Origin of the sequence: Candidatus Defluviibacterium haderslevense (genome assembly GCA_016712225.1) — a bacterium.
Lineage (GTDB): Bacteria > Bacteroidota > Bacteroidia > Chitinophagales > Saprospiraceae > Vicinibacter > Vicinibacter haderslevensis.
The window spans coordinates 1119753-1135352 of the sequence record JADJRL010000003.1 but is presented as its reverse complement, the minus strand read 5'-3'; the positions used below and the strand labels follow the sequence as shown (position 1 = coordinate 1135352).

The following is a 15600-nucleotide window of genomic DNA, read 5'->3' as shown; positions in this document are numbered from 1 at the left end:
TATTTAATCTTCTTTTGACTTGAGTCATATGTTGCTTTTATTATACCAATTTATTTTGAATCGCTTTGGCTACGGCTTCACTTTTTGAATTTACGTGCAGTTTAGTATAAATATTTTTAATATGATATCTTAGGGTTTCTATACTGATATTGATCTCACCGGCTGCCATTTTATAACTATAACCACGCACCAATAGAGATAGTACATCATTTTCTCTAGGTGTAAGTTTTTGTAATTCAATATTAAATTGGAATGGTTGAGAGAATAATTTTAATACCTGTCTGGCTACAGAAGGTGTCATCGGAGCACCACCTTCTTGGGCTTCCTGGATGAAACTAATCATTTTGTCGGGAGCCGTCTTTTTTAGTATGTAACCTGATGCGCCATAACAGATGGATTGGAAAATTCTATCATTATCATCAAAAACAGTTAACATTATAATTGTTACTTCCATTTTTTCAGCCCTAATATTTCTAAGTCCTTCAAGGCCATTAGTTACAGGCATATCTATATCCATGAGCACTATATCAGGTTTATACAGTCTAATTTGCCTTATCGCATCCTTGGCGTGTGTAAAATGAGCAAGGACTTGCATGCCGGAAGCATGATTGATAAGATCTTTTATACTATCTGCAAAGTCTTCACTATCTTCATATATTAGAATTTTAATCATCTTTTTTATTTATGGACAAAATAAGCTGATTTAAACATATTTTTTACCTACATATTCATGGGATCTTTTTTTTGACTATTATTTACTACTCTAATTGTAACAATTAAGCCAATGTTGTAGTACTCCTGATTTCAATTAATAGGTGATGATATTATTTAATTTTATTATTTTATACTTTTGCAATACAGTGATTTTGGAAAATTTATATTTCTGTTTAATGGATCTATTTTATGTAGTTCAAAGTAATCAGTAAGATTATGATTAAAATGCCAAGCAGGGATATGATGAAGAAATAATCTGCTATATTTTCAAAGGATTTTTCTTTTTTAGTATTATTTGTTTTTATTGAGATAAAAGAAAAAATACTTGATAGCGTTAGTAAAACAGCAACGATTGATGTTAACTCATCAATGATTTCTGTTTCCACCATATTGGAAATATGTAGAGAAGTAATGACAAATAGGCAGAAGCCTAAAAGTATAGCAGAAGTATTTAGTATATGAGGTGATGTATTATTAGCCATTTGGCAAAGCTAATAAAACGAACCAAATTTGAGTTTCAAATTTTAAAAAAACTCAAGCAAGGTATCATTTATCTCATTTTCATTATTGGTTTAACTTGTTGAAGTTTGCCGTTTTGAATTCTTGCGTAATAAGTTCCAGCAGGTGCATCTTCCAAATCACATGGTAGATCATATTTACCCGCTTCTAATATTCCATCATATAAGGTTTTTACGAGTATTCCCTCATTATTGAATATTTGAACCGATGTATGATCTCCTTTGGTTTCTATTTTAATTTTAGTAGTCGTAGTAAATGGATTTGGATAGGCATAAATCAGATTTTCACCGGCTTTATTATTTTGATCATGAACATCTGTAGGGATGCAACCAGAAGGATCAAATAAAGGTAAAGCTTGAAAGTTTTTAAGCAATACATTCTCTAAGTCATCTTTTGGTACGCAGAACCAGTCTTGAAGGATTGAGGCATACACTGACCTAAAGTCATATTGCATAGGAATATTGGAATTAACCGTTGCCGCAGGATCAATCGTTGGATTTTTTCCTACCAAACCGGGTACAATTTTCTTACCAAATAAAAACATGGGTTGGCCACCTCCATGGTCAGTTCCAATAGATGCATTTGTTTTAATCCTTCTTCCAAATTCTGAAAATGTCATTCCAGCTACTCGATCTTCAACACCGAGTAATTTACAATCATCAAGAAATGCATGGATAGAATCTGAAACCCCTTTTAAGAGATTGGCATGATTTCCTGTTGTTTTATCAGTGGTTGAAACTTGGTTAGAATGGGTATCGAATCCACCTGTACTTACCCAATATATTCTAGTCTTTAATCCTCCTGAAATGAGTTTAGCGACAATTTTGAGCGCATTGGATAAAGAAGCTCCTGGTGCAGATCCGGTAGGGTACAATGTTGATAAGTTTTTACCTTTCATAGCTCCAGCTGAAACTGAATCACCAAATTTATCCGTTTGTCTTTGGACTTCACGAACATAAAGTAATTCCTTTCCCTTAAAATCACTAGTAGCTTGATCTTTGTATATAGATCCTGTTAAATTAAGTAGGTCATTTGTATTATTTATGGAAATACCCATATTCACTCCCATGTTTTGTAATCCCAGACCGACACTTCCACCTATTCGGATGGCAAGTGGATCAGGTAAAGTAGGGTTTGGAAATCCAACTGGGTAATTGGGGTATTCATAATTCAAATATCTTCCAGCCCAGCCAGAATTTAAAAATTCTTTAGAATCTGAAGCTGACATCCATATATCCGTAGCTCTAAAATGGGAAAAACTAAAACTTGGATAACCAACACTCTGAACGATTGATAATTTTTTTTCATCCCATAGTTCATTGAATCTATTCATGGCTGGATGAATACCAGTCTTTCCGTTTGTCCCCGATAAGCTTAGAATTTTATCTTGAGCCATCAACAAATTACTTCTATGAGACAACAAAGTATCATATTGATCTAATGGAAACACCATATTTAATCCATCATTTCCGCCACTCATTTGAACGATAACTAAGACACGATCGGTATCATAAAGGGCTGAAGTCAAGGCTGAAAGCATTGGAGTCGAAGCATAAGATGTAACTGACATACCACCTATAGCTACCGGTACTGACTGTATAAATTGTCTTCTTTTCATTGTAGTAAATTTTGTTGGATGATGAATGAATTAACACAAATGGAATTCAGCAGCAGACTGCATGTCCAAAAATAGATCTCTAAGAATTGTAGGTACCTTTTTAGCAGCTGGATCTGTTGTGGAAGGATTAGATACATATAATAAATAGGCATCAGTCCAATAATGGTCACTTACTTGACCCTGAAGTAAGAAGGATGTTTTTAGTTGATCTTTTACCGTTTGGGATATTGGAACACCAAAAAGTAGTTCTACCGATTGATCAATAAGTGCATTGGGATCTTCCGGTGTATCCAATGATTTTACAAATCCAAGATGATCTTCTTTGATGAGTATGCTTTTATTTGCGGCGTCAAAATAATACGTACCGGAATTAATTCCACTTTTAGACAAATTCTCATAATAAACCTTTCTTTCTGGATAAGTTGCCGTATCGATCCACATTTCATGAAATGATGGAGTCTGATAGTATGCAGGCCATCCAGCAACATTTGGGGGATCGAGGATATCCTGACCCATATTTCTAGCATAATTCTTAAATGTAGACCAAAAATAGTACTGCGCTTCGAATTTTGTAGCATCTGGAATTACAACTCCAAATTGACGTACTTTAGATATTACAAAACACAAAGGATCTTTGATTAGACAACCTCTGTTCTCTGGTTTGAAGAAATGATCTGATGTAAAGAATGCTTTTAGTAATGTTTTTATATCGTATGAACTATTTTTAAATATCAAAGCTAATGGTTCAATCAATTCAACTTCAACTGTAGGTGAAATTTCATAATATATAAAGTAAGTATATAACTTTCGACAGATGAATTTAGAAACTTCATCAGTAGCTAAAATCATTTTAATGAGTTCAGTAATTTCCTTTTTAGCACCGGCTTCATCATTAGTAGCAGATGATTTAATAGTTGTATTGTTATAAAAAGATGAGAATTTTTTATCAGCGATATCATGATTCGCAGGGTTAAAACTAACTTTTGGAATAATATTGACAGTTTTGCCTTGAGCATCTTTTGTTGTGGTAGTAATACTCCAACCTGTAAGTAGGCGGGCAGCAGCTTTGACATCATCTTCAGTATAATTGGATCCTGGGCCTTTACCAACTGAAAATAATTCTTGCAACTCGCGACCATAATTTTCGTCCGGAGCAGATTTCTTATTTACATATCCGTTAAGATATCTAAGCATTCCCGGATCTAGAGTAATTTCATTGAGGAATGTTTCAAAATTTCCGATACAATTTTTTCTCAACAAAACATTGGTAAAATAAGAATAAAATGAGTTACCAATTTCATTAGCTTCTGTAGAAAAATGGTTGTGCCAAAACAAAACCATTTGCTCGCGTAAATTTCTATCCTGATGTATCATAAGACCCATCCACCAAGCTTTTATACTTTCCCTTCTGGAGCCATCAGGACTATTGGTTTGATTATTAATTGGAGTGTTTACCCAAGTTTCTCCATATTTAACCTCTGTATCTAACATCGAAGGATCAGGCAAGTTATTCACTCTTAATCCATAGTATTTTATAGGTGGTGGAACCGTGTTGTTAAACGTCAATAGGGCATCTACAACCTCATTCAGGGACTTATTTTTAAAAAAATTTAAGTCAGCTTTTGATACGCCAAATAATGTTCGGCGCAACAGATGCAGTAATTCAGGACTGTCGAAAGGTCCGCTATAAGGTAATAATGGAGCTACATTTGCCATAATTGATTTTATTTGATGTTAAAGATACATAATTTCCTGATTCACTTTTATTAAATTTTGTTGCTTATCTACATTAAATTAATAATTAAACATTAATTGGAATGACCACTGATAATATTCGTACGCCAAATGAGTCAATTTAGATTAAATTTGCCCAAATGAAGGCACATAGTCATTTATTGAAGGATGCTAAATTGAAGAAGATCATAGGCAACTTGCCTAAAGATCATGTTACATTTCCTGAATTTGATGGTCAGGTAAGAGAACATTTAATTAGCTCTATAGTGAGTCAACAACTATCCACTAAAGTTGCCAGAGTAATACTCGATCGATTTATCAATTTTTTTGATGGGACTTTCCCCAGTTCAAAAGCCATATTAAATGTTGAACCTATCTTACTTAAATCGGTTGGTTTATCGCTCCAAAAAGCTCAATACATACATAATATTTCCATGTATTTTGAAGAAAACAATAGACAAAACGAAGATTTTATTGGTTTGAGTGATGAACAGATTATTGCAGAACTGACTCAGATCAAAGGAGTTGGAAAATGGACAGTTGAAATGGTACTTATATTTTGTCTTGGACGACAGGATGTATTTGCTGTAGATGATTTTGGAATTCAGTCCTCTATTATAAATGCTTATAAGTTAAAATTAGAGAAAAAAGAACTCAAGCAAAAAATGTTAAAAATTGCCGAAAAATGGAGACCTTACCGCACTTTAGCTTGTCTTTATTTATGGGCATCAAGAGACTTTAAACAATAATACCAATGATTACACACGATCAATTAGACCAGACTATTGCTAATTTTGAACATGATCCCAAGATTGTAGATGCGGCATTTGAAGCATTAGAAAATAGTCACCAAATATTAATAGATATTTTAGCAGGAACACATGCTTCATTGCTTACTGATGATGAAATGGATTATTGCTTATTTTTATTCGCAATTATTTATCATACAGTGTCCAAGTATAGAGCACTTCCGGAATTGGATGAAGCATTTATTGTTAAAGTAGAGGAATCAGTTTGGGAATTTATTAATGATCATAAAGATTTTGAAACCTGTATAGATCATTACTTGAATCAATCTGAAGAAAAGGACCTTTATGAATTTATCGAACTTTCTATTGGTCCATCAGATGATCAGGATATTGCAATATCTGATACCGGAAGAATCATAATGCTTGCTATCCTAGTAGCAGAAGTGAAATGTTTATTGGAAACCAATTAATCGAATAAATCTTTATAATATTCAGGTTCGGGCTGGCATTTTTTATTTCCAAAAACTTGAAACCCTGGTATCTAAATTATTTCTAACATTAACATAAAATAAATTAAAATCTCCCCGATGAAAATTCGAGGTTCGATAGAGAAAACTGCCTTTGAATTTTGGTTTGCTGGTCCATAGTATGTTTTTGTAGATTTGGGCACTTACAGAAGGAATGGCAGTCTTTTTCATATCTACCACCAAACCTAGATTTTTATCTTTAGGTACCAAGTCTTCTGAGGTTTTCCAATTCAATGGATTTGTAATCATCATTGGTTTTTCCAGGCCAAGCCATTTAGGTTCATACCCTCTTTTATAACTTCGCCAACTGCATATACAAGAGGTTTGATGTTCGTCCTGACATACTTGTAAATGTTTAAATGCATCTTTTGGAACTGGATAGCCAACCACATAGGCCACCACTAATTTATTTTTTAACAATCCATCATCAAAAAATTCTTTCAATAGTCGGATTAAATGCAATGCACCCTGGCTATGACCCGCTAAAACTATTGGTCTGTTATGATTATAATGTTCCAAATAATATTGGAAAGCGTTTTTAACGTCTTGGTATGCTACATCCAAAGCTTGAGAAGCTGAATTTTTATCTTCAGATATGAAGGCCTGATAATGAGCTTGACGGTATCTTGGAGCGTATATTTTTCCTGAAGCATTAAAAATGCTGGCTTGAAATAGGATGGAACTTTCATCAGTAGTTTTATTAAGTTTAAGATCATCCACAGAGGCATTCCATTTATTTTGATGTTTTTTGCCAACATAAGTGGTTGGATATAAGAAAAAAACATCTACATCTGCTTGATTTTGCTTGTCTATAAATCCCTTGGGAGTCCGGTCCGCAAAATCCAATCGGTCTGGTAATGCAGCCCAATTTTGTGCTAAAGAATAATCTGGATTAGGTCCTAAATGAGCAGAATTAAATACCTCGGATGGTTTTGTTGTACTACATGACCATAATGCAACTATAAACAGTATAAACAGTCCTTTTTTCATAAATCAAAGTAATTAGCCATTAACCTATTGAATCCGCGGATTTATCCCTAGTTTTGACCATAATTTGGCAAATCTAAGCAAACTACACTATACTCAATAATCCATTTTCGTGAAAACTATACAAAAAAAAGATATTTTGACTTTAAGTTCTGACGAACTTAAACTGCGGTTGTCCGAATTAGGTTTTGAAAAATATCGCTTTAAACAAATCGAAGATTGGCTTTGGAAACATGCAGTTCGATCTTTTGAAGAAATGACCAATCTTAGTTTGGAAAGAAGACAATTACTGGAAGAGCATTTTACTATCCATAAGTTAATTACTGACAAAATACAACGCAGTTCAGACGGTACTATTAAATTCAGATTTTTATTGCATGATGGTCAAAAAATTGAATCTGTTTTAATTCCGGTAGATGATAAAAATAGGTTTACCGTTTGTGTATCTTCACAAGCGGGATGTAGTCTGACCTGTACCTTTTGTGCGACGGGTAGAATGGGACTGATTCGTCAACTTACAACTGCAGAAATATTTGATCAATATATTGAAGTCAATAAAATTGCCTTAGAGACCTATGGCCAAGCTTTAACCAATGTAGTTTATATGGGCATGGGTGAACCATTGCTCAATTATAAAAACGTAGTGCAAAGTGTACGTAGATTGATTTCTTCTTCTGGTCCCAATTTGTCATTTCGCAGAATTACGATTTCTACAGCAGGAATTGCAAAAATGATTTATAAATTAGCAGATGAGAATATCAAGTTGAATTTAGCATTGTCCTTACATGCCTCTAATGATGAAAAGAGGAGTGAAATGATGCCCATAAACGATAGTAATAATTTGTATTCACTTATGGGTGCTTTGAAATATTTTCACCAAAAGACAGGAAATCGTATAAGTTATGAATACATTGCATTTGAACATTACAATGATTATATTGAGGATGCAAAAAATTTGGTAAAACTCTGCAGTCAGTTCCCGGTAATGGTTAATATTATTGAATATAATTCAGTTAAGGGAATAGATTATATTAAATCAACATCAGACCGAATCGATGAATTTGCAAAATGGGTAAGTGCCAGAGGAATAATGATTACAGTTCGAAAAAGCCGAGGAAAAGATATTGATGCCGCATGTGGACAATTGGCCAATCAAAATTAGTATTCGCATGCAATTTATTATTCATTTTTTCGTTGCCATTTCATCAAACATAAGGGGATACATGTTAAGATTTACTTCTATTTTTTTTGTTTTAATGATGGGTTCATTTCATATGCTGAAAGGACAAAATAGCAATGGTCAAATCATTGCAAGTGACTCCAATTATATACCAACAGTGCGATCGATTTATTTTCAAGATGTGAATTCCACTTTATCGCTACCCATATTTTATTTAGACTCCGTATATCAATTTAATATTCATTTTGATTTATTGGAAAACAAGCCTCGAAGAATTTCATATAGTTTATTATTGTATGATCGAAATTGGAATCCTGTAGACTTGGATCCTTTGGAATATTTGGAGGGTATTAATGAGCAACTCATTACAAATTACAAATCATCACAATTAACGCTTGTACCTTATATCCACTACACGATTAATTTTCCGAGTACTGAATTGAACCTTAAGTCAACTGGAAATTATTTGCTCATAGTATATGATGAAGATGAGAATGTGCTTTTTACCAGGAAGATTTATGTTGCTCAAAATAGATTCAGAGTGGATGTTAAATTTGTATCAGCTGCGGATATAGCCAAATATTATTCCCATCAGGCCATAGAAATGAATATTACAGCTCCGTATCCTTATAAAGTTTTGAATCCATTACAGGAACTACAAGTTGAAATTTTTCAAAATGGAAATCCGAATACCAGAATTATCCTAAAAGAACCTTTTAATTATTCCAGTGATAAATTTAATTATGTCAGAAAAGACGAAATAATATTTCCTGCAATGAAGGAATATAGATACAAGGATATTAGGTCAGTACAACAAAAGACTTTTGGAATATCTTATTGGGATGAAAGGGACGGTAAGTATAATTGTTATTTTGTTCCTGATGAAATTCGCGCAGACAGAAATTATTTTTCTGATATAGATATCAATGGAAGATTTTATATTTCAAAAAATGATGTTGAATATGCCAGAGATAATTATATAAAAGAATATGTTTGGTGTTATCCAAGTATAAAGACAAGTCGGCATGACGAACGAGAGGTATACATATATGGAGCTCTTTCTGATTGGAAATTAAAGGATGAATTTAAAATGACCTATGATGAATCAAAAAGAGCCTATTTAGGTTCGTTTTTGTTTAAAAATTCATATTTTAATTACATGTATGCTACATTAGATGATCAAGGTAATATCAGTACTTCTGAATTTGAAGGTGACTGGTATGAGACAGAAAATGATTATTTTGTACTTGTTTATTATAAAGGATTTGGAGATCGAAATGATAGAATTGTTTTTGCAGGTAGGTTTACTTCAAATTAAAATGGTTGATATAAAGTTGGAGCGATGAAGATAAAAATTACTTTTTGTGTTTTATGGATTATAGGTCATTCTCTTTGTGGCCAAGAAACCTGGTCACTAAAAAAATGTATACAGCATGCAGTAGAACATAACCTGAGTTTGAAGCAAAGTGAATTATCGGTGAAAAGTGCTGCCATCAATTTAAAAGAAAGCAAGTTCGGCAGATTACCTAATTTAAATGCTGGAATAAATCCGGGTGTTAGTTTTGGAAGAAATATTGATCCGACAACTAATTCATTTATAACTGAGAATATTTTTTCAGGTAATTATAGTTTATCAACTAATGTTCCTATTTATCAAGGTGGATTAATCAATAATACTATAAAATTTAATAGCAAGCAAGTTGAAGCCAGTAAAGAGGATTATCAACAAAGTGTGAATGATATATCACTTAAAGTAGCAAATGATTTTTTGACAGTGCTTCTGTCACAAGAGCGATTGGAAATTTCCAAACAAAATTTTGAATCGGTGAAACAACAATTGGATCAAACAACAAAATTAATTAAAGCCGGATCTAAGCCAGAAGGTGATTTATTGGATTTAAAATCCCAATTAGCAAAAGCTGAACAAACTGTAGTGGGAGCTGAAAATGGATTAGATTTGTCTTGGTTGCAATTAAAGCAAACACTTCGGTTAGATCCTTCATATAATTTAGTGCTTGAAAAATTGACGGATGATCAATTGAGAGATATTGAACAGGAATCGTACACCTTTGAACATTTATTCAGCCATGCTGAGAAAGAGCAACATGGAATTAAAGCGGCATATCTTAAATGGGAAGCAGCAAAATTTAATGAAAAGATAGCAAAAGGACAATATAAGCCAAGTATTTTAGCCAATGGATATTTAGGCTCGCGTTATTCCGATGCCGCAAAACAAATTACGGGTTATACATTAACGAATCAGGTATATCCTGGTACAAAAATCGATGGTAAATCGGTAGTTTTTGAACAATTATATCCAGAAGTGAGTGGGACCGAAGTCATTCCATTTGGAAAACAGTTCGATCAATTTCTTGGATACGGCATAGGACTTTCAATTCAGATTCCAATCTACAACAACTTTAAAGTAAATGCAGCGGTTCAGAGAAGTAAAATTCAAACCGAACAATCAGATATCTTTTATCAGGTTCAAAAAGAGAACTTAAGTCAACAAATTGCGCAATCGTTAGCAAATGTTAAAGCTGCGGTAAAGGAATATGAGGCTGCAGGCAGGACAGTGGAATTCGCAACTTTATCCAGAAACAATACCCAGCGTAAATTCGAAATAGGATCTTCAAGTACACTCGAGCTCAATCTGGCGCAGAATGCACTTCAAAGTGCCTCATTAAATTTGATTATTGCTAAGTACGATTTATTATTTAAACGCAAGGTGTTGGACTTCTATGCTGGAAAGGAGTTGAAATTGTAGGTATTGTTGTAACCAGTTATTTATTTTTAATCAACCGAATATGCTCCCCACTTCCCTGTTGACCGGGATTGGTAATATCTATTGTAAGTTTTTCGCTGTTGGCATATAAATGAACATAAGCTGGGTTCACGATGCTATTTCGAGTATCAGCCCAGTACCCAACTTCTAATTTTAATACACCGAATACACAATTTCTATCTCTATATCCTCCTCCTTTTATATTAAATTTTGCTTCATTTGTTGCTCCTACATTGGGTTGATTCCAAGAGGTATTATTTACATCTTTCATTTTTCCGCCGGCCATAGAGAGACCTCCGAGAAAATCAATCAATTCTTGCCAGTCTTCAAGTGTAGCCACATGAAAACCTGCTGGCGCTAAACCTCTAGGATCAGTTACTGTGTAATAATTATAATTTAAGCCATAAGTATGTGTATTAATGGAATCATTATTATAATAGCAATATGCCCCATTAACCGTATTGGTCCAACTTGAACAATCTTTTAAATTGGGGATGGGATCTCCATTACTATATTTAGTACCAATAAAATCACTAGCTATCCATGTTTGATTACCTATTTTTATCAGATCATATTTATTTCCTGAGTTATCCGTAAGAGTGGTTTCTACTGTATTTTCTTCATGGCAAGAAATAAATAAGGCAAAACAAGAAATGAGGTAAGTGATTCTTAAAATTGAAATTTTCATATTAATTTAATTAGGTTGTTTACTCTATAAAAAAATGTGGTGTAAAGTATTTTGAAAAAATTGCTATTCAAAACAATGTATTTGAATAAAACAGATTATACAGCACAATAACAAAAGTATAAAATAATTTGCTAAAAAAGCAATTTTTGATCAAAATTATGATTATCCATTATCTCATATGGATTCTCTTTTTTATTATCATAGTTTAAAAGTTATATATCAAGTTTTATATCAAACAAGAAGACAATATTGCAAACTCTAGTATTTTTGTTGAAATTCCTTAGGTTTTTGTTTTTTGCCAATCATTTTTTGAAGTGATTAATTAAGACTTGAAAATCCATTAGCTGTGAAAATTAGATATAAAAATAATATTTATTGAAATATAAAATCAATCTTTTAAATATTATTTACTTTTAAAAAATCTAAAAATTCAGGCTTTCTCCTGGTTGAAAGTAATGCTATAGATTTGTCGGTCATGATAATTTCAAATTCAGATTTTAAGGACTCTACATAATTTAAATTTATTAAATGTGATCGGTGACTTAAAAAAAATTGATGCTTCAATAATAATTTAGAATATTTTCCAATATTATAAGAACTCAAATAAGATTTATTGTTATTGACTATAATTTTGGAATATCTATTCCATCCTTCAATTCGAATGATATCACCAATACGAATGAACAAAAATTGGTTATTTACAAAAACTGCAATTTTTTGATCTATTTCATTTTTTGAATTTATATTATCTATAAGAGCCTCATATAGTCGACTCTTTTCTTTTAATTCAATTCGTTCATGTAAGGTGATAAGCATTTTTTTAAATTCTGAAATACTTACAGGTTTAAGAAGATAAGCTAATGCTAAATTCTGAAATGCCTGTATTGCATATTCAGCATGACTTGTGATAAATACAATTTCAAAATTTATAACCTCAAACCTTTTGATCAGTTCAAATCCTGATTCAACAGGCATAACAATATCCAGAAATACGACATCTGGGTTTGTTAATCTAATGCCTTTCTCTGCTTCCGCAACAGATGTTGCCATTCCAACGATTTCTAATGATTCAAATTGACGATTGATAATATTTTTTAATGCTTTTAACACCATTTCTTCATCATCTACTAAATAGCATCTTAATTTCTTCATGACACAATAATATTTTTGAAAATAATTACAATTTTAGTTCCAACATAATAAGGCTCCGTGTCATCTAAATTTGAAATAGAATATTCTAAACTATTTGGTTTTAGTTTGTTCATTATTTCCAATTTCTCTAAAAATATTTCCATGGCATCTGAGGTTGTATTACTCAAGCTAAATTTTTTCAGTGATTTACTTTTTTCAGTTCCGATTCCATTGTCTGAAATGGTTACTATTAAATCACGATTTGAAGCCTCGAAATTTAATTTCAATTGTCCACCTTCTAGTCGATGAAACAATCCGTGTTGGATAGCATTCTCAACAAATGGTTGCAATAAAAGAGGTGGAATAAAAATTTTTGTAAGATTGAGTTTTGGATCAATTATTATTTCAGAAGTAAAACGCTTGCTAAATCTAATCTGTTCCAAGTTAATAAATTTCTGTAGTAATTCTAATTCTATTTTGAGATTGATCTGGCTACTTCTGGATGCAGTTAAAAATGATCTAATTAAAATCCCGAATTCTGTTAAGAAATGTTCAGCTTCCTCATTTTTATTTTCTTGGATAAAGTACTGAATGGAAGCTAAAGAATTATAAACAAAATGTGGATTCATTTGAGATTCCAAGGCCTTCATTTTATATTCCCTTAATCCGATCTCAAGGTTGCGAATATTGATTTTAATTTCATTCCTACGATTTAACCATTTTCTATAACCCCAAATAATACTTGATATGAGAAATGCATTAATCAATAAAATAAATTGCCATGTTTTCCACCAAGGCCTAAGAACATTTAATTTAAGTATTTTAGAATCTAACAATTTATTGCTGTATTTATTTATCGCACGGAGATTTAAGTTATAAGAACCGGACGCAAGATCGGATAAATCCAAAGTATTAACTGCCAGAGTCTGCCATTCATTGTCGTTTAAATTATATTGATAGGCCACATCTTTACTGATTTGGAAGTCCAAAAGAGATAGACTAATGCTTATGGGTTTGAAGTCATGTGGAAGTGATTTAAGGAAATCTTCGGATTTAATATTATTTCCTTGGTAAATTTCAGTAATCCTCAGATTATAGGTCTTGAAGGGTATGCTATCTGGGTTTATGTAATGGATCGCATCTTGTGTAACAATGATAAGTTCACTTCCATTTGAATGTACATTTATAATAGACTCTGGAACAATGCCCTGTTCATTAGTAATGGACTTTTCTATATTGAATTCATTACCATCATATGAAATTATATAAATACCATTATTTGAGTGAGCAATTATTTTTTCACCAAAGGGAGATAGTGAGCGAACTTTAAGATTTTCAGTACCATTGATTTTTATAAATTGAGAATCTTGATTCATGATATATAACCCGAAACTTTCAGTTGCTATTATTAGGGACTTAGGCTTTGAATATATTATTGCAGCATTCGATGTTAATAATTTGTCTTTAATTTTTAAATTTATTGTATTTATTAATTTAAACTCCCTATTAAAATGGTAAAGTGTTTCTTTAGTAAATAAATAAATATTATTGGAATCTATAGTAATGAATTTGAGTCTAAAAGAGTCAATATGAAATTTGTTAACTTTTACTTCAGAATTTTGTGTATAATAGATAGCCGCATAATTAAAATGTGTTATACCAATTATACTGTCTTTATTTAAAAAATTTGTTTCTAATGGTAATGCATATGTAAAGTTCCCCTTATCAAAATCATCCAAATTGTGAAATTTTTTATTTAGAACATAATTATTATTCTTGTATACTATATAATTATTATTTACATTTGATTGAATGCACAAATAATTATCAAACCAGGAGTATATTTTTACTCCAGATTTAGTATAAATGCTCTGTTCTATTTTTTTTGTTGTGGTTGAATAAACTCGGAAGTACCCAGTATTGGTGAGTATCAAAATATCATTATTCAATTGAAATGAGTAAATAATATTCTCTCCGGGTTCTAAATTGATACTTTTTTTAACTGGTAGTTTTATAATATATTGTTGAATTCCATTAGATTTAGTGCAAGTCCAATAGTTATTTGAATTATCCAACAAACTTCTATTTAAATCAATTTTAGAATTTATATTAAAGTTATATACTAATTTTGATTTTTCAAAAATTAAAAGACCTTTGGTAGAGCTGCAATAAATTTTGTCACCCATGCATTGAGGGCTATACCATTTAGAATCATTCTTTAGTATATATGGATTGAATCTTTGAGAATCTGAATCTAAAATATACAATGAATCTGCAAATTCAGTTAGACAAACTGTTTCTTTATCAAATTGATAGAGATATACTTTCGTTTTTTGATCAATGTGGTAATCAGATGTATTTTTAGACATTTTTTCATATGTGAAATTATTTCCATTTGGTGTTAATTTAAAATCTGAAATAACTCCATGAAATATTAATTCACCATTTTCACATTCCTCAACATGCCTGATATTAAGGTTTCGATCAAATTTTTTAACTGTATGAACATGATCATCCTTCAAATAAGTTAACGTATTCTCATGTGTATGAATCCAAAGTCTATTTTCTGAATCTAAAGATAATAGCCAGACATCTTGATTTGGAAGTCCATCTTTTGCTGTAAAATTTCTGAATTTATGACCATCATATTTACTTATGCCTTTATCAGTGAAAAAATAAAGAAATCCAAGTTTATCTTGTATTACGCCATATACTTTATTAGATAGCAATCCATCTTTTGTACTTAAAGAGTAGTCTGGGTTTTCGTAATTGATATTGAAATTTTCTTGACCACATATTTTACTGATAAGATTAAACTGGATAAACAATATAAATATTAATATATTTTTATGATTAAAATATATTAACTTAATACTTAGCATAAATTTTAGTATTTGTAGATTTAATTCAATTTAATATTGAAATTATTGAATGAATTCATTGAGAGCAAATTAACAGTCAACATAAT

General features: G+C 31.6%; 12 protein-coding genes. 5 read left to right on the top strand and 7 right to left on the bottom strand.

Annotated features, from left to right (window positions below; all coding sequences use genetic code 11):
- Positions 1-40: 40 nt before the first annotated feature.
- The 3 genes from IPK88_04640 to IPK88_04630 all read right to left on the bottom strand — a co-directional run bounded on the left by IPK88_04640 (position 41) and on the right by IPK88_04630 (position 4567).
- Positions 41-673, bottom strand: coding sequence for a response regulator transcription factor (locus tag IPK88_04640; protein ID MBK8242692.1), 633 nt, complete (start codon positions 671-673; stop codon positions 41-43).
- A gap of 591 nt (positions 674-1264) precedes the next feature.
- Entirely contained in the window at positions 1265-2851 is a 1587-nt protein-coding gene (locus IPK88_04635) for a DUF1501 domain-containing protein (protein ID MBK8242691.1), read from the bottom strand.
- A gap of 30 nt (positions 2852-2881) precedes the next feature.
- Positions 2882-4567 (bottom strand): DUF1800 domain-containing protein, encoded by a 1686-nt coding sequence (locus IPK88_04630; protein MBK8242690.1) that lies wholly within the window; start codon positions 4565-4567, stop codon positions 2882-2884.
- Between the two features lie 158 nt (positions 4568-4725).
- On the opposite strand from IPK88_04630, the gene IPK88_04625 reads away from it, so the two are divergent.
- Entirely contained in the window at positions 4726-5334 is a 609-nt protein-coding gene (locus IPK88_04625) for a DNA-3-methyladenine glycosylase 2 family protein (protein MBK8242689.1), read from the top strand.
- A gap of 5 nt (positions 5335-5339) precedes the next feature.
- Positions 5340-5804 (top strand): hypothetical protein, encoded by a 465-nt coding sequence (locus tag IPK88_04620; protein ID MBK8242688.1) that lies wholly within the window; start codon positions 5340-5342, stop codon positions 5802-5804.
- A 42-nt stretch (positions 5805-5846) separates the two neighbouring features.
- Here IPK88_04620 and IPK88_04615 read toward each other — a convergent pair whose 3' ends face one another.
- A complete protein-coding gene (locus IPK88_04615) occupies positions 5847-6851 on the bottom strand; it encodes a DUF3089 domain-containing protein (GenBank protein MBK8242687.1) in 1005 nt (334 codons plus the stop codon).
- Positions 6852-6960: 109 nt separating this feature from the next.
- On the opposite strand from IPK88_04615, the gene rlmN reads away from it, so the two are divergent.
- The 3 genes from rlmN to IPK88_04600 all read left to right on the top strand — a co-directional run bounded on the left by rlmN (position 6961) and on the right by IPK88_04600 (position 10795).
- Positions 6961-8010: a 23S rRNA (adenine(2503)-C(2))-methyltransferase RlmN gene (gene rlmN / locus IPK88_04610; GenBank protein MBK8242686.1), complete on the top strand. Its 1050-nt coding sequence runs from the start codon at positions 6961-6963 to the stop codon at positions 8008-8010.
- Between the two features lie 61 nt (positions 8011-8071).
- Positions 8072-9346 carry a DUF5103 domain-containing protein gene (locus tag IPK88_04605; protein MBK8242685.1) on the top strand — a complete coding sequence of 425 codons (1275 nt, stop codon included), beginning with the start codon at positions 8072-8074 and terminating at the stop codon, positions 9344-9346.
- A gap of 24 nt (positions 9347-9370) precedes the next feature.
- Complete coding sequence (locus IPK88_04600) at positions 9371-10795, top strand: TolC family protein (GenBank protein ID MBK8242684.1); 1425 nt, start codon at positions 9371-9373, stop codon at positions 10793-10795.
- Positions 10796-10811: 16 nt separating this feature from the next.
- Here the strand turns inward: IPK88_04600 and IPK88_04595 are convergent, their stop codons facing one another.
- From IPK88_04595 to IPK88_04585, 3 genes are all read right to left on the bottom strand, one after another.
- Positions 10812-11501 (bottom strand): fibrobacter succinogenes major paralogous domain-containing protein, encoded by a 690-nt coding sequence (locus tag IPK88_04595; GenBank protein ID MBK8242683.1) that lies wholly within the window; start codon positions 11499-11501, stop codon positions 10812-10814.
- Positions 11502-11897: 396 nt separating this feature from the next.
- Positions 11898-12653: a response regulator transcription factor gene (locus IPK88_04590; protein MBK8242682.1), complete on the bottom strand. Its 756-nt coding sequence runs from the start codon at positions 12651-12653 to the stop codon at positions 11898-11900.
- A complete protein-coding gene (locus IPK88_04585; protein ID MBK8242681.1) occupies positions 12650-15514 on the bottom strand; it encodes a histidine kinase in 2865 nt (954 codons plus the stop codon). Before IPK88_04585 ends, IPK88_04590 begins: the two co-directional genes overlap by 4 nt.
- Positions 15515-15600: the final 86 nt, after the last annotated feature.

Bases quoted from the DNA above. Each gene is read 5' to 3' on its own strand.
- IPK88_04590 (MBK8242682.1), bottom strand. From the start codon at position 12,653: ATGAAGAAATTAAGATGCTATTTAGTAGATGATGAAGAAATGGTGTTA.
- IPK88_04600 (MBK8242684.1), top strand. From the start codon at position 9,371: ATGAAGATAAAAATTACTTTTTGTGTTTTATGGATTATAGGTCATTCT.
- IPK88_04595 (MBK8242683.1), bottom strand. From the start codon at position 11,501: ATGAAAATTTCAATTTTAAGAATCACTTACCTCATTTCTTGTTTTGCC.
- IPK88_04625 (MBK8242689.1), top strand. From the start codon at position 4,726: ATGAAGGCACATAGTCATTTATTGAAGGATGCTAAATTGAAGAAGATC.
- IPK88_04615 (MBK8242687.1), bottom strand. From the start codon at position 6,851: ATGAAAAAAGGACTGTTTATACTGTTTATAGTTGCATTATGGTCATGT.
- IPK88_04630 (MBK8242690.1), bottom strand. From the start codon at position 4,567: ATGGCAAATGTAGCTCCATTATTACCTTATAGCGGACCTTTCGACAGT.
- IPK88_04635 (MBK8242691.1), bottom strand. From the start codon at position 2,851: ATGAAAAGAAGACAATTTATACAGTCAGTACCGGTAGCTATAGGTGGT.
- IPK88_04605 (MBK8242685.1), top strand. From the start codon at position 8,072: ATGTTAAGATTTACTTCTATTTTTTTTGTTTTAATGATGGGTTCATTT.
- IPK88_04640 (MBK8242692.1), bottom strand. From the start codon at position 673: ATGATTAAAATTCTAATATATGAAGATAGTGAAGACTTTGCAGATAGT.
- IPK88_04585 (MBK8242681.1), bottom strand. From the start codon at position 15,514: ATGCTAAGTATTAAGTTAATATATTTTAATCATAAAAATATATTAATA.
- IPK88_04620 (MBK8242688.1), top strand. From the start codon at position 5,340: ATGATTACACACGATCAATTAGACCAGACTATTGCTAATTTTGAACAT.